Source organism: Streptomyces sp. TAA486 (assembly GCF_000426165.1).
Map to the genome: position 1 here is coordinate 84,160 of NZ_AUEV01000007.1, position 21,703 is coordinate 105,862.

Consider the following 21,703-nt stretch of genomic DNA (forward strand, 5'->3'; position numbering starts at 1 on the left):
GGCCCGACTGTGTTCCGGCCGGTTGAGTCCGCGCCGGGCGCTCAGCCCAGCCGGCTGCGCGCCTTGAAGGCCGCCTTGCGGGCCTCCTTGGCGGCCTGCCTGTCGGGGTGGACGCGGCCCATGGCCTCCAGGACATCGGCTGTGGCCGGGTGGTCGACCTTCCACGCCTTGTCGAAGAAGCCGGCGTGCTGGTCGACCAACCCCTGTACCAGGCCCTGGAGTTCGGCGGCCTCGCCGGCCGTCGCCAGCTGTGCGGCGATGGTGTCGACGGTCAGCCAGAACACCATCTCCTCGTCCGGCTGCGGAACGTCCTGCGCCCCGTGCTCGACGAGCCACACCCGCGCCAGCCCGCCCAGCTGCCGGTCCTCCAGCACATCGCGCAGCGCGGGCTCGGCCTCCGTGCCGATGAGGGAAAGGGCCTGCTGGCACGCGAGGCGGCGGGAGGGGGCGTCCTCGTCGGTGCCACGTGCCGCCGCGAGAAGGTCCCTGGCGGACTCCAACGGTGTACGGGCGGCGAGCCAGGACTCGATCTCGGCCTGTGCGTTCTCCTCGGTGTACACCGGCAGTGCGCTCAGCAGTTTCTCCGCGTCCGCGTCCGCGAGGTCCCCTACGGCCGGCGCCTCGACGCCCGCCTCCCGCAGGCGCACCCGCACACCGTGGATGCCCAGCGGGGTCAGCCGCACCATGCCGTAGCGGGAGACGTCCTCTTCGTCGAGGTTCTCCGGCAGCTCGGCGTCCTCGTCGCTCTCCTCCGTCAACGCCTCGTCGACGGGCTGGTATTCGACGAGCCCGGCGGGAGCGAGCATCCGGAACTGCTCGTCGAGCTTCATCATCGCCGCCGAGACCTCTTCGAGGACGGCGTCCGTCGGCTCGTCCATGTCGTCCGGGACGATCATCGACGCCGCGAGCACCGGCAGCGGCACCATCGCACCGGCGGAGACGGCCTGGTCGCCGGCGGTCAGGACGTAGAGGTTGCCCAGCGCGCCGTCGAGGAAGTCGGCTTCCTTCTCCGGGTTCCAGTCGAGCGAGTCGAGGTCGATGGCCTCCGGATCGATCTGCCCGTCCTCGCCGGTGACGTCCTCGAGGCCGCCGACCAGGTCCTCGAAACTCGGGGTAGCGGCGTCGGCGAGCACGCTCTCCAGGCCGCCCTGCCAGATCTCCAGAACGTCCTCGGGGCTGCCTTCGCCTCGGAGTTGGGCCAGTTCCTCCCCGGGGCGTGCGGTACCCACGGGTTCCTCGGTGAGGACGGCGCGCGTACCGCCGCCCTCCTCACCGGCCCCGTCGCCGTCCTCCTCGACCTCCAGCAGGCCCGTGTCGACGGCGAGTTGCCAGGCCTGAGCCGTGTGCATCTCGCCGTCCTCGTCGTCGGAGAGGCCGAGATGGGCGACGGCCTCCTTCAACTGGGGCGCGAGCAGCTCCCCTCCGGCGCCGACGGGCACGCCGGGCCCGTCCGCGCCCGCGGCGCCGCTGCCCGGTTCACCGGCCCACGCCGAGAGCCGTGCGGCCCAGGAGAAGAGCGGTGCGGCCAGTGCGTCCCGCGCGAGTTCGGCTTCGGAGGACAGCCGCACGGGCGGCATGGCGGGACGGTCGCCCCCGGTCGTTTCACCGGACATCAGCGCGTTCATCTCCTACGGGGTGCTGCATGCTGCGGAAAGATGCGACCCCCAGCGTAGACGGGATGTGTCCCGGGCTCCCGAATCGCGCGCCCGTCGTCCCCGGCGTCCCTGAGTCACCCCGGGACGACCCTGTGTGTCATCGGGGGCACGGCGACGCTGAGTTGTGTGGCGCTGTACTCAATCGTCCTGCATCCGCTTGACAAGTGAGATGAGCACGACAGACTTTTACGCGCGTAGAGATTACCGGCCCGTAATGAACGCCCGGAACTGGACAGTTCGTCGTCCGCCACCCCCCTCCGGAGGCACCGTTGTCGTCCCGTCTCGCCAGAACCTCCGCACTCACCGCCGCTGCGGTCTGCGGCTCCGCACTGCTCGTCGTCACCGCCGTCACCGCGTCCGGCAACACGGCCGAGGAGCCACGTCTCCACGACATCCAGGGCAACACCCGGATTTCGCCCTTTGCCGGCAAGGAGGTCTCGGACGTACCGGGAGTCGTCACGGCGGTGCGCGGCTTCGGCAAGGCACGCGGATTCTGGCTGCAGGATCCGAAGCCGGACGACGATCCCGCCACCAGCGAGGGCATCTTCGTCTTCACCGGCGAGGAGACACCCGACGTGAAGGCCGGGGACTCCCTACGGATATCCGGGAAGGTGAGCGAGTTCTACCCGGGCGGCGAGGAGGCAGGCGGCCAGTCCGTCACCCAGCTGACGGGCGCGACGTGGAAGGCGGCAGGCAAGGCGAAGAAGAAGAAGCTGCCCAAGGCCTTCGCCCTGACCGCCGGCAGCGTCCCTGGCGCGTACGTGCCCGAGGGCAAGGGCGACGACGGGAACGTCGAGTCCCTGAAGCTCCAGCCCCGCAAGTACGCCCTGGACCTCTACGAGTCCCTCGAAGGCATGCGCGCCGGCATCAAGAACGCACCGGTCACCGGCCCCACCACCGAGTTCGGCGAGCTGTGGGTCACGGCCGACCCCGACGAGCACCCGACACCGCGCGGCGGCACGCTCTACGGCGACTACGACCAGCAGAACGGCGCCCGCATGAAGGTCAGTTCGCTGCTGCCGCGCGAGGAGCACCCCTTCCCGAAGGCGAACGTGGGCGACGCCCTGAGCGGCGCCACCGCCGGACCCGTCGACTACGACAACTTCGGCGGCTACGGCATACGGGCCACGACCATGGGCGAGTTGAAGGACAACAAGCTCAAGCGGGAGAAGACGCGCAAGGCGGGCAAGGACGAACTGTCCGTCGCCACCTACAACGTGGAGAACCTCTCCCCCGAGAGCGAGCCCGCGAAGTTCGACCGCCTCGCCGAGGCTCTGGTCGACAACCTCGCCTCCCCCGACGTCGTCGCACTCGAAGAGGTGCAGGACAACTCGGGCCCGAAGGACGACGGCACGGTCGCCGCCGACAAGACCCTGGAGAAGCTGACCGCCGCCATCGCGAAGGCAGGCGGCCCCTCCTACGAGTCACGCTCCATCGACCCCGAGAACAACGCCGACGGCGGCCAGCCCGGCGGCAACATACGCGTCGCGTTCCTCTTCAACCCCGACCGTGTCGAGTTCGCGGACCGCAAGGGCGGCGACGCGACCACACCGGTGAAGGTGACGGACGACGGCGGCTCCCCGAAGCTGTCCGCGAACCCCGGCCGCATCGCCCCCGAGGAGGAGGCGTGGACGGAGAGCCGCAAGCCGCTGGCCGGTGAGTTCACCTTCAAGGGCCGCCAGGTCTTCGTCGTCGCCAACCACTTCAGCTCCAAGGGCGGCGACCAGCCGATGGAGGGCCGCAACCAGCCCCCCGTGCGCGAGTCCGAGAAGCAGCGCACCGCGCAGGCGAAGCTGGTCAACTCCTTTGCCGGGAAGGTCGAGTCCGTCGACAAGAAGGCCTCGGTCATCGCGCTGGGAGACTTCAACGACTTCCCCTTCTCCCCCAGCCTGGACGCCATGCGCAAGGGCGGCGTCTTCACCAGCCCCATGGACGAACTGCCCGCGGGCGAGCGCTACGGCTACGTCTTCAACGGCAACTCGCAGGTGCTCGACCACGCGGTGACCAGCCCGGGCACAGGACGCGTCAAGTACGACATCGTGCACATCAACGCCGAGTTCCACGACCAGGCCAGCGACCACGACCCGTCCGTCATCCGTATCAAGCCGTAAGGCGGACTCCGACCGGCCCAAGCACCGGCCGCACGGCCACCGGCGGGCGCCCTTGAGGGTGGGCGCCCGCCGGCTGCTGTGTCTGCGGGGATTACCGGGGACCTGTCCCGTGGCCCCACGGCTCGGACGGGGCGGTGCCCTTCGGAGCACCGATCCCGGGCCCGAAGTGCGGTGCGCCGCCGGGCCGGAGAGCGTCGTCCCCGTCCCGGCCGTCGCGGTCCGGCTGCTGCTCGTCCCCGCCCATGAGGTCGCGTACGAGGAGGGCCGCGCCCGCGACCGCGCCCGGCATCAGCACGACCGCGACCAGCGGTACCAGGAACGCCAGCACCAGCGGGACGCCGAAGCCCAACGCCAGGCCCCTGCGGGTGCGCAGGATGCGCAGCCGTTCGCGTACGGGGATCCCACGGCGCTGCATGGCCACGGAGACCAGCTCGACGGTGAGGAAGAACCCGGAGACGGCGAAGCCGATCGCGGGGACGACGGTCTGTCCGACGACCGGCAGGAAGCCCAGGAGGAAGAGCGGCACGGTGAAGATCAGCATGCGCCACAGCACGTAGAGGCTGTCGCACATCGAGATCCACACCTCCCGCCACAGGGAACGGTCCAGGGCGGCGGGCGCGCCGCCCTCCGACTCCTCGACCTGCTCCGAGAGCTTCTCGTAGAAGGGCTCGCCGAGCACGAGCGTGACGGCCGTGAAGGTGAGAACCGAGATCAGCAGCCCGCCGAGCCAGAGCAGCACCGCGAAGAGTCCGCGCAGGGAGTCCCGCCACAGCTCGTCCCAGTCGTCCGCGAAGGGCGTGGCCCAGGCTGCGACGTCGTCGGCGAAGTACGCCAGCGCGGTGAGCGCGGCAGCGTAGAGAACCAGAGTCACCAGCGCGGGCAGCAGCCCGAAGCCGAACCACCGTCCGTGGCCGAACGCCCAACGCTGCCCACGCCCCAAGTACCGCATCCCCGCGGCGAGATCTCGCATGCCGTAAGCCTATGGCCTCCGGACGTGCGGGCCGCCCTGTGGGCGTTACGGCGGACCGCGGCGGCGGTGAACGCGACGCGGTCGGCGAGCAGTTGTGGCGGGTCCGAAGTCGCAGCGAGGCACGAGTCATCACAGCTCAGGGGCAGTCCGGAGACCGCTCGATGTCGCTCGTGACCGCACATACGGGCCGGATCCTGGGAGGATCAGGAACATGATCGAAGTTCCCGCGGATTTCGCGACGGCGGCGGTGAAGCGCGCAGGCCGAAACGGGCAGGAGTGGGCCGACTCCCTGCCCGCACTGGTGGAGAGTCTGTGCACCCGGTGGGACTTGACCGTGGAAGGCTCGGTGCTCCACGGCCACCTTGGCCTGGTGCTGCCGGTGCGGCGCGGCGACGAGCCCTGCGCGCTCAAGGTCTCCTGGCAGGACGCCACGACACTCGACGAAGGGCCGGCCCTCACGGCCTGGGACGGCCGGGGGACGGTGCTGCTGCTGGACCAGGAACCGGCCGCCGGCGCCCTGCTGTTGGAGCGACTCGACTCCGGACGAACCCTCGCGGACGTACCCGCGAGCGAGGCCGTCACCGCCGCCGGGCAGCTGCTGCGGCGCCTGTCGATCCCGGCCCCGCCAGGCTTTTCCGGACTGCGGGACGTGGCTGAGGAGCTCCCCGACTCCCTGGACCGGCGGTGGGAGCAGCTCGGCCGGCCCTTCCCCCGTCGTCTGCTCGACGCGGCCGCCCGTCTCGCCGCCGGGTACGGCCCAACAACCGCCCGGGAGTTGGTCAACGGCGACCTGCACTACGAGAACGTCCTGGCCGGCCGCCGGGAGCCATGGCTGGCCATCGACCCCAAGCCGCTCGCCGGCGACCCCGAGTACGCGGTGGCGCCCTTGATCTGGCGGCGGTTCGCGGACATGGACGGCGCCGCCGGCATCACGACCCGTCTGGCCTGCCTCACGGAAACGGCCGTCCTCGACGCCGACCGGGCACACGCCTGGACGGTCGTACGCACGGTGGACTACTGGCTTTGGGCCCTCGGGATCGGCCTGACCGAGGACCCCCAGATGTGCCGGGCGGTCACGGAGGCCCTCGTGGCCACCGTCCGCTGAACCGGGCGGTCTCAGGAGCGATCCCCACTACTGTGATGAGCAGCAGAAGCGCGCAGCCCGCTGCCGGGCCGGCCGCCTGCGGCGCTCCAGCCGAACCGCTGGAGGATCGTGAGCGCGGATCTCGGCCCGTTGCCGGTCATTCGACGCAGCGGCGAGGAACCACTCGAGGCGGATGACGAAGGCCGCCGGCCTGCGGCAGGCGGTGGCGAATCGACTCACCACGCGGACTGCGACGCCATAGCGACGTGACGTCCACGAACTGGGCGGACGCCCCGTGGGACCACCGCTCGAGTGGCCGTCCCTGGGGACCCCGGTCACATTGAGAGGGTGGAGGACCAGAACAGGCACTGGAAGCTGCGGCGCGGGAAAGAGCGGCAGACGGACAGGTGGGGCGGGCGGATCCCAGGCGAGGGCCGCTTCGCAGCCTCGTCGCTGGTCCGCCGCGTCGTATATCCGCTACCCATCGTGATGATCCTGGTCGCCGTCGCTCTGGACCTGGCCACCGCTCCCACGCTGACCGGCTCCGCCCTCTTCTGTGCGGCACCGCTCGTGGCCGCTCCCTTCTTCACGACCATCGGCACGGCGCTGATCGGCATGCTCTCGGTCGGGGCCGTCGCACTCATGCGCGTACTCGATGAGATGTCCACCGGAGAGATGGACCTCGCCGAGACTTCTTCCACCACCGTCGTAGCCCTTCTCGCGGTCGCCATCAGCCGCCTGCTGCACCGCAGCGGTGCCGCTGCCTCCTCCGCACGGACCATCGCCGAGGCCGCTCAGCTCGCGGTGCTGCCTGTGCCGCCCTCCCGGCTCTGCGGTTTCCAGGTCGCGGCGCGCTACCGGGCCGCGCAGGTCGACGCACGCATCGGCGGTGACCTGTATGCCGTGCAGGAGACCCCGTACGGTGTACGGCTCATCGTCGGGGATGTGCGCGGCGCGGGCATGGACGCGGTCGAGGCGATGGCGGTCGTGATCGGGACCTTCCGGGAAGCCGCTGAGCAGGAGGTGGACCTCGCAGCCGTCGTCGCACGCCTGGAGCATGCCTTGCACCGCGAGGCCCAGCAGAAGCACAGCCGGGAGTACGACGAGGGCTTCACCACGGCCGCGCTCGCCGAGATCCCGACCGGACGTCCCGAGACACTGCGCATCGTCAATCGCGGCCACCCTCCGCCGCTGCTCCTCGCCGACGGCCGCACCCGCTTCATCGACCCGGGCGAGGCCGCTCTGCCCCTTGGGATGTCCGAGCTGGGCGACGGGCCGGTACGGGCCGACGAGGTCCCCTTCCCGTGGGGCACGCAGCTGCTCCTCTACACGGACGGCCTGTCCGAGGCGCGGGACAGTGGCGGCGAGTTCTTCGAGCCGGACAAGGCGCTCGCGGAGCGTGTCTTCGACAACCCGGAGATGCTCCTCGACGCCGTGCTCGTGGACGTACAGGCACATACGGGCGGTGCGTCGGCGGACGACATGGCGCTGATGGCGGTGCAGGTGCAGCAAAGACCCGGCGCGGACTGACGCGGGCACGGGCGGTGACGGCGGTTGCGTCCCCGGCGCACGTACCGAGGGCTTTCGCGGATCCAGCGCGGGCACCACGGGTGTGTCAGCCCGGGCGGCCAGGCGCAGCGCGGCCACCTCGCGGGCGTACCGCTCATCGGCGTCGGGACCACCGACGATCTGCTTCACCACCACCGGTGCTCCGGCCAGCTGCACGCGCCACACACGTGAGCGCGGACTGCTGCCCAGGCGCCACGAGCGCTCGGTTGAGCCCAACTCGGCCCGCAACCCGCCCCCGAACGGCAGTCGGGACCACATGACCTCGCCCTTGCACGCGGACGGACAACTCAGCGGCCGCCGCGGACAACTGGCGGGCGTTCAACGTGCGCCCTGACGACTCCATGCCGACGAGCCGGGACGGGGACTTCGCCCTCCGCCCCGGTACTGAACCGCCTTTCGCACCGATCCGCCGGGAGTTAGTGTCGGGTGCAGCGAGTTGACCCATGAGGAGTTGCAGAAATGGTCGGTCGTCCGAGCGCGCGTTGACGTTGTGGGGCCGTGATCGGCCTGTCATCGCGTGCTGCCCTTGATGCGCGGCACAGCGAGCCTTTCTCTGCCTGAACCGTCGGTGCACTGTTGTGCGCCGGGTACCGGGCCTCGTTGTCGGCAATCCAAGGGTCTCCGTGCCGTCCGATTCCTCCGCTGAATCCGGTTCCAGCCTGCCCGTTCCGTCAAGCCTGTGGCGGGACCACGACTTCCGCAGACTCTGGGCGGGCCAGACCGCCTCCCAACTCGGCGAACATGCAAGCCTGGTGATCCTCCCGCTCTTCGCCGTCCTGACGCTCGACGCCGCTGCCGGCGAGCTGGGCGTCCTCCGCGCGGTGGGGCAGGCGCCGATCCTGTTGCTGTCGCTCTTCGTCGGCGCGTGGGTGGACAGATGGCGGACCCGCACCGTGATGGTCCTGGCGGACGTCGGCCGGGCCCTGGCACTGGGAGCCGTGGCAGTTGCCGGCCTCCTTGGCCGGCTCGGCCTGCCCGCGCTGTTCGTGGTCGCCTTCGCCGTCGGGACCCTGTCCGTGTTCTTCGACCTGGCATACCAGGCGTCTCTCGTACGGCTGGTGAGACGCGATCAGTTGGTGCAGGGCAACAGCGCGCTCGAAGGCAGCCGGTCCGCCGCCCAGATCGGTGGTCCCGCCCTCGGGGGCACGTTGGTGTCACTCCTGTCGGCGCCGATCGCCGCCGCCTCCAGTGCATTGCTTTTCACGATGTCGTTCCTGTCGATCCGACAGATCCATCGCCGCGAGTCGATCCCGGAGCGCTCGAAACGTCCCCCTTGGGTCTGGCGGCGAATCCGTGAAGGCCTCCGCTTTGTCGTCAGCGATACCTTGCTGCGGACCGTGTGCCTCGCCTCGGCCGCCTTCCAGCTCTCCTTCGCGGCCATGATGACCGCCTATCTGCTCTTCCTGACACGGGAACTGCATCTGTCAGGCACGACCGTCGGGCTGGCCCTTGCGGCGACGGGGCCGGGCGCGCTCCTCGGCTCGATGCTGGCCGCCCGCCTGCCGAGCCGGTTCGGACCTGGCGCGGTGCTCGTATCCGCGTCCGTGGTCGGCGACGGCGTGTTCCTGTGCGTGCCCGCGCTGCACAGTGCATCTGGCGTGACGGTCCCCGCGCTCCTGGCGATCAACTTCGTCTTCGGTGTCGGCAGCCAGTTGGTGAACGTCACGCTCATGGCCGTCCGGCAGGCCGTCACTCCGGCCGGAATGCAGGGCCGCGCCGCCGCGACGATCACGTTTGTCGGCATGGGGCTGACGCCGCTCGGATCTGTGCTCGGCGGATTCCTCGCACAGGAGTGGGGGATGCGCATCAGCCTCCTGGTGACGGCCGCAGGCATGATGCTGTCCCCGGCCGTGATGGCTTTGTCCCCGCTCGCACGTCTGGGACGGGCAGCACCCACGACAACGGCCCCCGATCAACTTGGCTGATCAGGGGCCGAGTTGCCTGCCCGCCCTGACGGATGCGGGCCGTCCGCGGTCAGTTGTGGCTGTGCAGCGCCTCGTTCAGGCCGCCCCACGATCCGCTGCGCTGGATGACCTCGACCCTTCCGGTCGTCGAGTTGCGGCGGAAGAGCAGGTTGTCGGCGCCGGAGAGCTCCAGCGCCTTCACGATCTTCCCGTCGGGCAGGGACACCCGCGTACCGGCCGTGACGTACAGCCCCGCCTCGACGATGCAGTCGTCGCCGAGTGAGATGCCGATACCGGCCTCGGCACCGAGCAGGCAGCGCTCTCCGATGGAGATCGTCTGCTTGCCGCCGCCCGAGAGCGTACCCATGATCGAGGCGCCGCCGCCGATGTCGGAGCCGTCGCCGACGACGACGCCGGCGCTGATGCGGCCCTCCACCATGGACGTCCCGAGCGTGCCCGCGTTGAAGTTGATGAAGCCCTCGTGCATGACCGTCGTGCCCTCGGCCAGGTGCGCCCCGAGCCGGGCACGGTCGGCGTCGGCGATGCGCACACCCTTCGGCGCCACGTAGTCCGTCATGCGCGGGAACTTGTCCACGCTGGTGACGCTCAGGTGCTTGCCCGCGGCCCGCGCTGCCAGCCGCACCTGCTCCAGCCGGTCGACGGCGACGGGGCCGAGGTTCGTCCAGGCGACATTGGCGAGCAGCCCGAACTGGCCCTCCAGGTTCAGCCCGTGGGGACGCACGAGGCGGTGGCTGAGCAGATGCAGCCGCAGATACACGTCGTGGGTGTCGGCCGGCTTGTCGTCGAGCGAGCCGATGACCGTACGCACGGCCACGATCTCGACACCGCGCACCGGGTCGGCGCCGAGCGCCTTCGGCGCAGACTCGCCCAGGGCCTCGGCGGCGCGCTCCGGGCTCAGGCGCTCGCTCCCGGCCGGCCCGTCGGGCTCCCCGACGAGCTCGGGGGAGGGGAACCAGGTGTCGAGAACGGTCTCTTCGCCGTCGCTTCCGCGGGAGATCGTGGCGAGCCCGACGCCGACGGCGCCGGTCGTGCGGGCTGTGCTGGCTGCTTGCGTCATGCCGGGCACGTTATCGGCCCTCGCACGGGCAGGGCCAACCGGTCTCAGCCCACGGAAGACGCACCCCGCTGACGCCTCAGGTCTCGCCGGTGACGCGCGCGAGGGCCGACCGGACGGCGTCCCGGTCGAACGGCCTGTCGGTCAGCAGAAGTTGCAGCAGCAGGCCGTCGATCAGGGCGACCAGCGCGCGGGCCGTGGCGACCTCGTCGGTGTGTCTGCCGATGACCTCGACCATCTCGTCCAGCCAGGCGGCGGCCACCGGCTGGAGAGCCGGGCGCCGCAGCGCCGCGAGATAGAGCTCGTACTCCAGGCGGATACGCCCGCTGGCCCCGCGCGCGTACTCCTCCAGCAGTCCTGTGAGCACATCGGCGAGGGGTCTGCGGTTCCCCGGCTCGGGCGCCCTCTCCCCCAGGCCGTGATCGACGGACGGCGCCTCCGCCGACAGCGCCCCCTCCCAGTCCTTCATGGCGCTGCGAGGCCCGCTGCAGACCTGCTCGAGGGAGGCGACCAGCAGGTCGTCGAGGCCGGCGAAGTGGTACGTGGTCGACCCGAGCGGCACACCGGCCTCGGCGGCGACGGTGCGGTGGCTGAGTGCACCGATGCCCTTCATCTCGACGATCCGGATGGCGGCGTCGATGATGCGCTCGCGCCGCTCGGGGTCGTACCGGCGTGCCATCAGTGGATCCCCCCGAGGTTGAGCACCACCACTCCCGCGATGACGAGCACGATGCCGATGATCTTCGCCGCCGTGACGGACTCGCCGATGAAGACGATGCCGATCGCGGCGATGGCGGCGGTGCCGGCACCGGCCCAGATCGCATAGGCGGTGCCGACGGCCATCGACTTCAGCGTCTGTGCGAGGAGGGCGAAGGCCACGAGGTAGCCGAGGGCGGTGATCACCGAGGGCCACAGTCTGCTGAAGCCGTCGCTGTACTTCATCGCGGTCGTGCCCAGGACCTCGGCCAGGATCGCTCCACCGAGCGTCAGATAGACCATGCGTACGAGCGTACACAACGATGTGTACGCTCGTACACGACATTTCCTCGCGAGTCGCTCAGTCCGCGAATTCCACCAGGTTCCTGCGCGGCCGCAGCACGCAGAACTCGTTGCTCTCGGGGTCGGCCACTGGGGGCCAGACCCGGCAGATCGTGGGCGTCGACGATGATCTGGGGCAAAGAAACGGCCATGCCGCCAGGGTCCTGGCGGCATGGCCGTGACGCACACGAATCGCGTGCCGATGACGGCGGCTGCGTGAGCCGCGCTCAGACGTTGAAGCCCAGCGCCCGCAGCTGCTCGCGGCCGTCGTCGGTGATCTTGTCCGGGCCCCACGGGGGCATCCAGACCCAGTTGATCTTCAGCTCGTCGACGATGCCTTCGGTGGCGGACTTCGCCTGGTCCTCGATGACGTCCGTGAGCGGACAGGCCGCCGACGTGAGCGTCATGTCGATCGTGGCGATGTTCGAATCGTCGATGTGGACCCCGTAGATCAGGCCCAGGTTGACGACGTCGATGCCCAGCTCCGGGTCGACCACGTCGAGCAGAGCCTCACGGACCTCGTCCTCGCTCGCGGGCTTCGCGGTGGTCTCGGTCATGCGGTCTTCTCCTTTACCGAGTCCTCGCCCAGCGCCTGGGCGGTGGCGTCCTTCCATGCCATCCAGCTCAGCAGAGCACACTTGACGCGCGCCGGGTACTTCGAGACCCCGGCGAAAGCGACGGCGTCCTCCAGCACGTCCTCCATGGCGTCGTCAGGCTCGACCTGTCCCCTGGACTGCATCAGCTCCAGAAAGGTCTCCTGGATGGTCCGCGCCTGGCCGAGCTCCTTGCCGACCAGCAGCTCGTTGAGCACCGAGGCGCTGGCCTGGCTGATGGAGCAGCCCTGGCCCTCGTAGCTGACGTCGCGGATCGTCTCCCCGTCGTAGCGCACACGCAGGGTGATCTCGTCACCGCACGTGGGGTTGACGTGGTGCACCTCCGCGTCGCCCTCCCGCAGGCCCTTGCCGTGGGGGTTCTTGTAGTGGTCCAGGATCACTTCCTGGTACATGGAGTCCAGCTTCACGAGTCAGTCCGTCCGTCCAGTCCTCTGCGGCCGCGCCCGTCGTCCTAGGCGAAGAAGTTCCGTACGTGTTCCACGCCCTCGGCCAAGGCATCCACCTCGGCCGGCATGGAGTACAGATAGAACGACGCCCGCGTGGTCGCAGGAATTCCGTACCGCAGACAGACGGGCCGTGCGCAGTGGTGTCCGACGCGGACGGCGATGCCCTGCTCGTCGAGGACCTGGCCCACGTCGTGCGGGTGGATGTCCCCGAGGGTGAAGGAGATCGCCGCGCCCCTGTCCTCGGCCGTCGTGGGACCGATGAAGCGCAGGTCGGGGATCTGGCTCAGCCTGTCCACGGCGTACGCGGTCAGCGCGTGCTCGTGCTCCTGGATGCGGTCCATGCCGATGGACGAGAGGTAGTCGACCGCGGCGCCGAGACCGACCGCCTGCGCGATCGGAGGCGTCCCCGCCTCGAACTTGTGCGGGGCGGGCGCGTAGGTCGACGAGTGCATCGTGACCGTCTCGATCATCTCGCCGCCGCCCAGGAAGGGCGGCAGGTCGTCCAGCAGCTCCTGCCGTCCCCACAGCACGCCGATGCCCGTCGGACCGCACATCTTGTGCCCGGTGAAGGCGACGAAGTCGGCCTGGATCGCCTGCACGTCCAGCACCATGTGCGGCGCCGCCTGCGAGGCGTCCACGACGACGAGGGCGCCGACCTCCTGGGCGCGCCGGACGATGGCGTCGACCGGGTTGATGGTGCCCATGATGTTGGAGACGAGGGTGAAGGAGACGACCTTGGTCTTCTCGGTGATGACCTCGTCGATCGCGGACAGGTCCAGCCGGCCGTCGTCGGTGAGGCCGAACCACTTCAGCTTCGCGCCCGTGCGCTGCGAAAGCAGCTGCCAGGGAACGATGTTGGAGTGGTGCTCCATCTCCGTGATGACGATCTCGGTGTCGTGCTCCACCCGGTAGGGCTCGTCCGCCCAGCCCAGCATGTTGGCCACGAGGTTGAGCGACTCCGAGGCGTTCTTGGTGAAGACCACCTCGTCACGGCTGGGCGCGTTGATGAACGCCGCGACCTTGTCGCGCGCACCCTCGTACAGCGCCGTGGCCTCCTCGGCCAGGACGTGGACGCCGCGGTGGACGTTGGCGTTGTGCCGCTCGTTGTAGTCGCTCATCGCGTCCAGCACCTGGCGCGGCTTCTGCGACGTCGCCGCGTTGTCCAGGTACACGAGCTTCTGCCCGCCGTGGACCGTGCGGTCCAGGATGGGGAAGTCCTTGCGGATCGCCTCGGTGTCGAGCAGACCCGGAAGCGTCACCTTGCTCACGAAGCGGCGCCCCCCTTCACGTATGCCTCGTAGCCCTCTTCCTCCAGCTTGTCGGCCAGCTCCGGGCCGCCGGACTCGGCGATCCGGCCCTTGGCGAAGACGTGCACGTGGTCGGGCTTGATGTAGCGCAGGATGCGCGTGTAGTGGGTGATCAGCATGGTGCCGACCTCGCCGTTCTCACGGACGCGGTTGACGCCTTCGGAGACTACCCGCAGCGCGTCCACGTCGAGGCCGGAGTCGGTCTCGTCGAGGATCGCGATCTTCGGCTTGAGAAGCTCCAGCTGGAGGATCTCGTGCCGCTTCTTCTCACCGCCGGAGAAGCCCTCGTTGACGTTCCGCTCGGCGAAGGACGGGTCGATCTGGAGGCGCTCCATGGCCTCCTTGACCTCCTTCACCCAGAGCCTCAGCTTGGGGGCCTCGCCGCGCAGCGCCGTCGCCGACGTGCGCAGGAAGTTGGAGACGGAGACACCGGGCACCTCGACCGGGTACTGCATGGCGAGGAAGACGCCGGCGCGGGCGCGCTCGTCCGGGGCCATCTCGAGGACGTCCTCGCCGTCCAGCTTCACCGAGCCGCCGGTGATCGCGTACTTGGGGTGACCCGCGAGGGAGTAGGCGAGCGTGGACTTGCCGGAACCGTTCGGCCCCATGATCGCGTGCGTCTCGCCCTGCTTCACAGTCAGGTCGACTCCGCGCAGGATCTCGTTCGGACCGTTCTCGGTGTCGACGGAGACGTGCAGGTCGTTGATCTCAAGCGTTGCCATGGGGACTTCAGGACTCCTGTGTGACGGAGACGAGCACGGCCGCATCGGGGCCGTCGCCTTCGATTCGTACGGGGTATACGGGGATGGGCCGGGTAGCTGGCAGGCCCGAGGGCTTGCCCGTGCGCAGGTCGAAACTGGAGCCGTGCAGCCAGCACTCGATCTGGCAGTCCTCGACCTCGCCCTCGGACAGTGAGACGTTCGCGTGCGAGCAGATGTCGTTGACCGCGAACACCTCTCCCTCCGTGTGGACGAGGGCCACCGGCACGCCTTCGAGTTCCACCCTCTTGGGGGTGTCCTCCTCCAGCTCGCCGAGTGCCGCGACGCGCACGAAGCCTTCGCCGCTCATACGGACGCCTCCAGCTCCGCCTCGATCTTCTCGATGAGGCGCTTCTCCACGTCCGGCAGACCGATCTGCTGGACGAGTTCGGCGAAGAAGCCCCGCACGACCAGCCGCCGCGCCTCCTGCTCCGGGATGCCCCGGGCCTGGAGGTAGAACAGCTGCTCGTCGTCGAACCGGCCGGTGGCCGAGGCGTGACCGGCCCCCACGATCTCACCGGTCTCGATCTCGAGGTTGGGCACCGAGTCGACCCGCGCGCCGTCCGTCAGGACGAGGTTGCGGTTCAGCTCGTATGTGTCGGTGCCGGTGGCGGCCGCGCGGATCAGCACGTCGCCGATCCACACCGCATGCGCCTCCGCGCCCTGGAGGGCGCCCTTGTAGACCACGTTGCTGCGGCAGTTGGGCCTGTCGTGGTCGACGAAGAGGCGGTGCTCCTGGTGCTGTCCGTTGTCCGTGAAGAACAGGCCGTAGAACTCGGCCTCTCCGCCCGGGCCCGCGTAGTTGACGCGAGGGTGGAGACGGACGACGTCACCGCCGAAGGTGACGACGACCGACTTGAAGGTGGCGTCCCTGCCCACCAGCGCGTTGTGCTGGGAGCAGTGGACGGCCGAATCGTCCCAGTCCTGCACGGACACGACGGTCAGCTTGGCGCCGTCGCCGACGACGAACTCGACGTTGGCGGCCCGCACCGCGTCGCCGGTGTGGTCGATGACGATGACCGCCTCGGCGAACTCCTTCACCTCGAAGACCGTGTGCCCGTAGCTGACGCCGCCCTCACCGTGCAGGGAGACCCGCACCGGCTCCTTCAGTACGGCCTCCTTGGGCACGGTGACGACCGCGGCCTTCTCGAAGGAGGAGAACGCCTGCGCGGCGACCCGGTCGACCGGCTTGCCCGCCCGGCCGACCCGTGAGTCGTCGCGTCCGACGGTCTCGACCGTCACGCCCTCCGGCGCGTCGACCTCGACCTTGAGCGAACCCGACGCCTCGGCCGTACCGTCGTGCAGCCCCTTGAGCCGCTCGATCGGTGTGAAGCGCCACTCCTCCTCCCTGCCGTGCGGCACGGGGAAGTCCGCCACGTCGAAGGAGGGCGGTGCACTCATCCGGGTGGCGACGGTGGACTCAGCTGCCACCGCAATAGATCCGGCGGTGTTCGAACCGACCGGCGGGGGTCCCCCTTGGACGACGTCCTTGGGGGAGTTCTGAGCCTCAGCCATGGCGCTCGTGTTGCTCACTCTCTGGGATCGGAAGCCTCGAAGGGACTCTGCGGAAGCTGCCTGGGGTCAAGTCGCTTGCGGTGCGGGCCGCGGGGCCGGCGTCAGCCGACCGCACCCTCCATCTGCAGCTCGATGAGCCTGTTGAGCTCCAGCGCGTACTCCATGGGGAGCTCCTTCGCGATGGGCTCGACGAAGCCGCGGACGATCATCGCCATCGCCTCGTCCTCGGACAGACCCCGGCTCATCAGGTAGAAGAGCTGGTCGTCGCTGACCTTGGAGACCGTGGCCTCGTGGCCCATCGTCACGTCGTCCTCGCGGACGTCGACGTACGGATAGGTGTCCGACCGGGAGATCGTGTCCACGAGCAGCGCGTCGCACAGCACGTTGGACTTCGACCCCTCGGCGCCCTCGGCGATCTCGATCAGACCGCGGTAGGACGTACGGCCACCGCTGCGGGCCACCGACTTGGAGACGATGTTGGAGGACGTGCGCGGCGCCATGTGGACCATCTTCGCGCCGGCGTCCTGGTGCTGGCCCTCACCCGCGAAGGCGACCGAGAGCGTCTCGCCCTTGGCGTGCTCGCCCATTAGGTAGACGGCCGGGTACTTCATGGTGACCTTCGAGCCGAGGTTGCCGTCGACCCACTCCATGGTCGCGCCCTCGTAGGCCACCGCACGCTTGGTGACCAGGTTGTAGACGTTGTTCGACCAGTTCTGGATCGTCGTGTAGCGGCAGCGGCCGCCCTTCTTGACGATGATCTCGACGACGGCGGAGTGCAGCGAGTCCGAGTCGTAGATCGGAGCCGTGCAGCCCTCGACGTAGTGCACGTAGGCGTTCTCGTCGACGATGATCAGCGTCCGCTCGAACTGGCCCATGTTCTCGGTGTTGATGCGGAAGTAGGCCTGGAGCGGGATGTCGACGTGCACGCCCGGCGGCACGTAGATGAACGAACCGCCCGACCACACCGCGGTGTTGAGCGCGGCGAACTTGTTGTCACCGGGCGGGATGACGGTGCCGAAGTGCTCCTGGAAGATCTCCGGGTGCTCGCGCAGCGCCGTGTCGGTGTCCAGGAAGAGGACACCCTGCTGCTCCAGGTCCTCACGGATCTGGTGGTAGACGACCTCGGACTCGTACTGCGCCGCGACACCGGCGACGAGACGCTGCTTCTCCGCCTCGGGGATGCCGAGCTTGTCGTAGGTGTTCTTGATGTCCTCGGGCAGGTCGTCCCAGGTCTGGGCCTGCTTCTCCGTGGAGCGCACGAAGTACTTGATGTTGTCGAAGTCGATGCCCGACAGGTCCGAGCCCCAGTTCGGCATCGGCTTCTTCTCGAAGAGCCTGTGCCCCTTGAGGCGGAGCTTGAGCATCCACTCCGGCTCGTTCTTCTTGCCCGAGATGTCGCGGACGACCTCGTCGGAGAGGCCACGCTTCGCGGTGGCACCGGCCGTGTCGGAGTCGGCCCAGCCGTACTCGTACTTGCCCAGTCCCTCAAGCTCCGGGTGAGCAGTCTCCGTAGGAGAGGTCATGCGGGGTTCCTCCCGGCGGTGTTCGCAGGTGCGGTGGTGGCGTTGCTCGCCTTGGTCCTGCTGTTGTCGGTCTTGCTTGCGTTCTTGCTCGTCTTGCTCGGGGCCTCACCGGCTGGGCTGCCGGTGATCGTGCTGCTGGTCTCTGTGACGTTCCGGGGCTGCGACGGGGATCCGCCTCGGTGTCCACCCGCGGAAGACCCGCCGGGTCTCCGCGCCGGAGGCAGGGGATGGCCCTGCGGGACGAAGGTCGTGCACACCCCGTCGCCGTGGGCGATCGTCGCCAGCCGCTGGACGTGCGTGCCGAGCAGGCGGGAGAAGACCTCCGTCTCCGCCTCGCACAGCTGCGGGAACTGCTCCGCGGTGTGCGCCACCGGGCAGTGGTGCTGGCAGAGCTGCTCGCCGGCGGCCGTGCCCCCGGCGGAGGCGGGCGCACTGCGCGCAGTGGCAGCGTACCCGTCCTTGGTCAGTGCCTCGGCCAGCGCCCGTGTGCGCTCCTCGGGCGGCACACGCTCCAGTTCGCGTCTGTACTGCTCGGCCTGTGCGGCCACGCGGGCGCGCGCGAAGTCCGCCACTGCGGCGTCGCCGCGCTCTCCGCCGCCGGCACTCCGCGCTATCCAGCGCAGGGCGTCAGCAGCCAGATTGTCGTAGTCCTGTTCGAAGGCGTCCCGGCCGCAGTCGGTGAGCGCGAAGACCTTGGCGGGCCGGCCCCTGCCTCGCGAGCCGTAGACCCGCTTCTCACGCGGCTCGACGACTCCTTCTCCTACGAGCGAGTCGAGGTGGCGGCGGACGGCCGCCTGGGTGAGTTCCAGGCGCAGCGCCAGCTCCGCGGCGGTGGACGGCCCGTGGTCGAGGATCGATCGGGCCACCCTGTTGCGCGTACCGTGCTGCTCGTCATGGCCTCCGGGGGCCCCGGACTGGCCGGCCGGACCGGACACGAACGGGCCGTCGGCGGCCGCTCCGGCCGCCGATCGCGTCTCGTGTCCCTCAGCCGTCTTTTTCACAACGCCATTGTTGCGTAATTCTTCGGGACACGGCAAGCCGCGTCCTGACCTGGCTGGATGGCCTGCGTCACGTAAGGGGACCCTTACTCATCACTTACGGCCCAGGCTCCGCGCGCCTCGCCCCGGGGTCTGTAACGCATCTCAACCCCCGGCCACGGAAGGCACTTGGGAATCCCTAGACTCCCCCATATGGGAAGCGGTGGGGCCCTCGAGGTCGTGGGCCTGGTGAAGCGGTACGGCAGCAAGACGGCAGTCGACGGTCTGGGCCTGTCCATCCCGCACGGCACGGTCACGGCGCTCCTCGGGCCCAACGGCGCGGGGAAGACCACAACGGTCGAGACGTGTGAGGGCTACCTCAGACCGGACGGCGGAACGGTCCGGGTCCTCGGGCTCGACCCGGTCGCCCAGGCGTCGCAGCTGCGCCCCCGCATCGGCGTCATGCTGCAGAGCGGAGGCGTGTACTCAGGGGCGCGCGCCGAGGAGATGCTGGCCCACATGGCCGGCCTGTACGCGAATCCCCTGGACACCGACGCGCTCGTCGACACCCTCGGACTGGACAGCTGCGGCCGCACGCCCTACCGGCGCCTCTCGGGCGGGCAGCAGCAGCGGCTCTCGCTGGCCATGGCCGTCGTGGGACGCCCCGAACTGGTCTTCCTCGACGAGCCGACCGCCGGGCTCGACCCGCAGGCGCGCCGCGCCACATGGGAGCTGGTGCGGTCGCTGCGCAACGACGGCGTCACCGTCGTACTCACGACGCACCACATGGATGAGGCCGAGGAGCTCGCCGACGACGTCGTCATCATCGACGGCGGCCGCATCGTCGCCCAGGGCTCGCCCGACGAGCTGTGCCGCGGCGGCGCCGAGAACTCCCTGCGCTTCACGGGACGCCCCGGCCTCGATCTGGCCTCACTGCTCAAGGCACTCCCCGACAACGCCGCCGCCGCCGAGCTCGTCCCCGGCGGCTACCGCGTCACCGGCACCGTCGACCCGCAGTTGCTGGCCACGGTCACCTCCTGGTGCGCGCAGCACGGCGTCATGCCCGACCGCATCTCGGTCGAGCGCCGCACCCTCGAGGACGTCTTCCTCGAACTCACAGGCAAGGAGCTTCGTTCGTGAGCGCCGGCACCTTCACCCCCGCGCCCGGGGCGGCACCCCTGTGGCGCATGATCGGCGCCCAGACCGCCCTCGAGACCCGGATGCTGCTGCGCAACGGCGAACAGCTGCTGCTCACCATCGTCATCCCGTCGCTGCTGCTCGTGGTCTTCAGCTCGGCCGACATCGTCGAGCTGGGCGGCGGCGCCCGCGTCGACTTCCTCACCCCCGGCATCCTGGCGCTGGCCGTGCTCTCGACCGCCTTCACCGGGCAGGCCATCGCCACCGGGTTCGAACGCCGCTACGGGGTGCTCAAGCGGCTCGGCGTCTCGCCGCTGCCCCGGTGGGGACTGATGGCGGCGAAGACCTGCTCGGTGCTGGTCGTCGAGGTGCTGCAGGTGCTGCTGCTGGCAGCGGCCGCGCTGGGGCTGGGCTGGTCGCCTCACGGGAGCCTGCCGGCGGTGGCGCTGCTGCTGATCCTGGGGACGGCCGCGTTCTCGGGTCTCGGACTGCTGCTCGCGGGGACCGTGCGTGCGGAGGCCACCCTCGCCGCGGCGAATCTTGTCTTCATCCTGCTGCTCGTGGGCGGCGGCGTCATCGTGCCGCTGGAGCGGTTCCCGGAGGCCGCGCAGGGCGTCCTCGGGCTGCTGCCGATCTCCGCGCTGTCGGGCGGTCTGCGAGACGTGCTCCAGCACGGGGCCGGCGTTCCCTGGGAGAACCTGGGCGTGCTGGCCGTCTGGGCCGTGGCGGGAACGGGCGCCGCAGCACGCTTCTTCAAGTGGGAGTGAGCGCACCCACCGGCGTCGTACCGCCCGAGGCCCGTCCTGAGGCCTCAGGGGCCCCTCGTGAATGCGCGCACAAGCTCACCCGTACGATGTCTGCCGTGCATCTCGTGCCGAGCCTGTTCGAACTCGTACGCAACCCGATCGCGTACATCTCCAAGCGCTGGACGCCCGCACCTGCCACGGTCAGGCGCGCCGCCCTCTCGGCGCTCGTGATGAGCGTCGTCATCATCGTGACCGGCGGCGCCGTGCGGCTGACCAGCTCCGGACTGGGCTGCGACACCTGGCCCAAGTGCAGCAGCGACAGCCTGTACGCCACGTCCGAGATGGGCGTGCACGGGGCGATCGAGTTCGGCAACCGCATGCTGACGTACGTGCTGAGCGCCGCCGTCGGCTGGGCCATCGTCGCGACGCGCGCCGCGAGGCCGCGGCGACGCGGCCTCAGCCGCCTGGCCTGGTCGCAGTTCTGGCTCGTGATGGGCAACGCCGTCATCGGCGGCGTCACCGTGCTGACAGGGCTCAACCCGTACACGGTCGCGGGGCACTTCCTTCTGGCCACCGGGCTTCTCACCGTCGCCACCCTGACCTGGCTGCGTGCCGGTGAGGGTGACACGGAGCCGCATCCGCTCGCGGGCACCACGGTGAGGAAGCTGGTGCGGGCGCTGACCGTCACGGCCGCCCTGCTGGTGGCGGCCGGCACCGTCGTCACGGGCTCGGGGCCGCACGCGGGCGACAGCAGCAAGGTGCCTCGGATGCCCGTCGATCCGGAGACGGCCACACAGGTGCACGCCGCCCTGGCATGGATCGTGGTCGCACTGACGCTGGCGGTGTGGCTCCTGCTGCGCGCGTTCGACGCCCCGTCGGGCCCGCGGCAGCGCACCCGTGAGTTTCTGACGGTCCTGCTGGCGCAGGGTGTCATCGGCTACGTGCAGTACTTCACCGAGCTGCCCGAAGTGCTCGTCGGGCTGCACCTGTTCGGCGCGGCGCTGGTGTGGATCGCGGCCCTGCGGCTGCTGATGTCGCTGCGCGAGCGCGGACTGCCGCCGGGCGTCACCCCCGTTGCGCGGGCGACCGACGTCGCCGAGAAGCAGTCCGGCGAGGCCCCGAGCCGTCCACAGGAGGCCCTGATTCCCGGCCCGGCCGCGGCGGACGACGAGCCGGACCGGACCGCCACCGTCACCCAGCCCCGCTGACCGGATCCCCTGTCCCAAGTCGGGCGCGCGGCCCTCTGGCCGGACCCGACCCCTGCCCGGCGACCG

The 21,703-nt window shown here is 69.9% G+C and carries 20 protein-coding genes and 1 pseudogene; 7 read left to right on the plus strand and 14 right to left on the minus strand.

From position 1 onward, the window contains the following. Window positions 1-41 precede the first annotated feature (41 nt). A complete protein-coding gene (locus tag I004_RS0111210) occupies window positions 42-1,613 on the minus strand; it encodes a hypothetical protein (RefSeq protein WP_028435571.1) in 1,572 nt (523 codons plus the stop codon). 311 nt (window positions 1,614-1,924) lie between these two features. Here I004_RS0111210 and I004_RS0111215 point away from each other — a divergent pair, with 311 nt between their 5' ends. Further along, window positions 1,925-3,766: an endonuclease/exonuclease/phosphatase family protein gene (locus I004_RS0111215; RefSeq protein WP_028435572.1), complete on the plus strand. Its 1,842-nt coding sequence runs from the start codon at window positions 1,925-1,927 to the stop codon at window positions 3,764-3,766. 91 nt (window positions 3,767-3,857) lie between these two features. Here the strand turns inward: I004_RS0111215 and I004_RS33395 are convergent, their stop codons facing one another. Further along, window positions 3,858-4,736: an EI24 domain-containing protein gene (locus I004_RS33395; RefSeq protein ID WP_078511018.1), complete on the minus strand. Its 879-nt coding sequence runs from the start codon at window positions 4,734-4,736 to the stop codon at window positions 3,858-3,860. A 211-nt stretch (window positions 4,737-4,947) separates the two neighbouring features. On the opposite strand from I004_RS33395, the gene I004_RS33400 reads away from it, so the two are divergent. Further along, window positions 4,948-5,841 (plus strand): aminoglycoside phosphotransferase family protein, encoded by an 894-nt coding sequence (locus I004_RS33400; protein WP_051344937.1) that lies wholly within the window; start codon window positions 4,948-4,950, stop codon window positions 5,839-5,841. Window positions 5,842-6,168: 327 nt separating this feature from the next. Continuing rightward, entirely contained in the window at window positions 6,169-7,350 is a 1,182-nt protein-coding gene (locus I004_RS0111230; protein WP_486579913.1) for a PP2C family protein-serine/threonine phosphatase, read from the plus strand. Window positions 7,351-7,389: 39 nt separating this feature from the next. Here the strand turns inward: I004_RS0111230 and I004_RS40245 are convergent. Beyond that, window positions 7,390-7,647: pseudogene (locus tag I004_RS40245) on the minus strand (aminoglycoside phosphotransferase family protein); the annotation flags it as partial. Window positions 7,648-8,012: 365 nt separating this feature from the next. Here I004_RS40245 and I004_RS0111235 point away from each other — a divergent pair. Further along, window positions 8,013-9,314, plus strand: a complete 1,302-nt coding sequence (locus I004_RS0111235; RefSeq protein WP_028435574.1) for an MFS transporter — start codon at window positions 8,013-8,015, stop codon at window positions 9,312-9,314. Between the two features lie 49 nt (window positions 9,315-9,363). On the opposite strand, the gene dapD is transcribed toward I004_RS0111235, so the two are convergent. From dapD to I004_RS33410, 11 genes are all read right to left on the minus strand, one after another. Next, entirely contained in the window at window positions 9,364-10,371 is a 1,008-nt protein-coding gene (gene dapD, locus I004_RS0111240; protein ID WP_028435575.1) for a 2,3,4,5-tetrahydropyridine-2,6-dicarboxylate N-succinyltransferase, read from the minus strand. Window positions 10,372-10,447: 76 nt separating this feature from the next. Then, a complete protein-coding gene (locus tag I004_RS0111245; RefSeq protein ID WP_028435576.1) occupies window positions 10,448-11,047 on the minus strand; it encodes a TetR family transcriptional regulator in 600 nt (199 codons plus the stop codon). After that, window positions 11,047-11,367: a DMT family transporter gene (locus I004_RS0111250; protein ID WP_028435577.1), complete on the minus strand. Its 321-nt coding sequence runs from the start codon at window positions 11,365-11,367 to the stop codon at window positions 11,047-11,049. The genes I004_RS0111245 and I004_RS0111250 overlap by 1 nt, the downstream gene beginning before the upstream one ends. Window positions 11,368-11,633: 266 nt before the next feature. Next, a complete protein-coding gene (locus tag I004_RS0111255; RefSeq protein WP_028435578.1) occupies window positions 11,634-11,963 on the minus strand; it encodes a metal-sulfur cluster assembly factor in 330 nt (109 codons plus the stop codon). Then, complete coding sequence (gene sufU / locus I004_RS0111260; protein ID WP_028435579.1) at window positions 11,960-12,427, minus strand: Fe-S cluster assembly sulfur transfer protein SufU; 468 nt, start codon at window positions 12,425-12,427, stop codon at window positions 11,960-11,962. Before sufU ends, I004_RS0111255 begins: the two co-directional genes overlap by 4 nt. A gap of 44 nt (window positions 12,428-12,471) precedes the next feature. Continuing rightward, the gene (locus I004_RS0111265) at window positions 12,472-13,725 is read right to left on the minus strand and encodes a cysteine desulfurase (RefSeq protein ID WP_106965329.1); all 1,254 of its coding nucleotides are present in this window, start codon (window positions 13,723-13,725) and stop codon (window positions 12,472-12,474) included. Between the two features lie 5 nt (window positions 13,726-13,730). Beyond that, on the minus strand, window positions 13,731-14,495 hold the full coding sequence (gene sufC / locus I004_RS0111270) for a Fe-S cluster assembly ATPase SufC (RefSeq protein ID WP_028435581.1): 765 nt from the start codon (window positions 14,493-14,495) through the stop codon (window positions 13,731-13,733). A 7-nt stretch (window positions 14,496-14,502) separates the two neighbouring features. Further along, window positions 14,503-14,841, minus strand: coding sequence for a non-heme iron oxygenase ferredoxin subunit (locus tag I004_RS0111275; protein ID WP_028435582.1), 339 nt, complete (start codon window positions 14,839-14,841; stop codon window positions 14,503-14,505). After that, window positions 14,838-16,046, minus strand: coding sequence for a Fe-S cluster assembly protein SufD (gene sufD, locus I004_RS0111280; protein WP_028435583.1), 1,209 nt, complete (start codon window positions 16,044-16,046; stop codon window positions 14,838-14,840). Before sufD ends, I004_RS0111275 begins: the two co-directional genes overlap by 4 nt. Before the next feature lie 101 nt (window positions 16,047-16,147). Then, the gene (gene sufB, locus I004_RS0111285) at window positions 16,148-17,569 is read right to left on the minus strand and encodes a Fe-S cluster assembly protein SufB (RefSeq protein ID WP_028435584.1); all 1,422 of its coding nucleotides are present in this window, start codon (window positions 17,567-17,569) and stop codon (window positions 16,148-16,150) included. Continuing rightward, window positions 17,566-18,570: a helix-turn-helix transcriptional regulator gene (locus I004_RS33410; RefSeq protein ID WP_486579917.1), complete on the minus strand. Its 1,005-nt coding sequence runs from the start codon at window positions 18,568-18,570 to the stop codon at window positions 17,566-17,568. Before I004_RS33410 ends, sufB begins: the two co-directional genes overlap by 4 nt. Window positions 18,571-18,759: 189 nt before the next feature. On the opposite strand from I004_RS33410, the gene I004_RS0111295 reads away from it, so the two are divergent. The 3 genes from I004_RS0111295 (at window position 18,760) to I004_RS33415 (ending at window position 21,637) form a co-directional block, all read left to right on the plus strand. Continuing rightward, window positions 18,760-19,686: an ABC transporter ATP-binding protein gene (locus I004_RS0111295; RefSeq protein WP_028435585.1), complete on the plus strand. Its 927-nt coding sequence runs from the start codon at window positions 18,760-18,762 to the stop codon at window positions 19,684-19,686. Continuing rightward, entirely contained in the window at window positions 19,683-20,450 is a 768-nt protein-coding gene (locus I004_RS0111300; RefSeq protein ID WP_028435586.1) for an ABC transporter permease, read from the plus strand. Before I004_RS0111295 ends, I004_RS0111300 begins: the two co-directional genes overlap by 4 nt. Window positions 20,451-20,536: 86 nt before the next feature. After that, complete coding sequence (locus I004_RS33415; RefSeq protein WP_078511019.1) at window positions 20,537-21,637, plus strand: COX15/CtaA family protein; 1,101 nt, start codon at window positions 20,537-20,539, stop codon at window positions 21,635-21,637. Window positions 21,638-21,703: the final 66 nt, after the last annotated feature.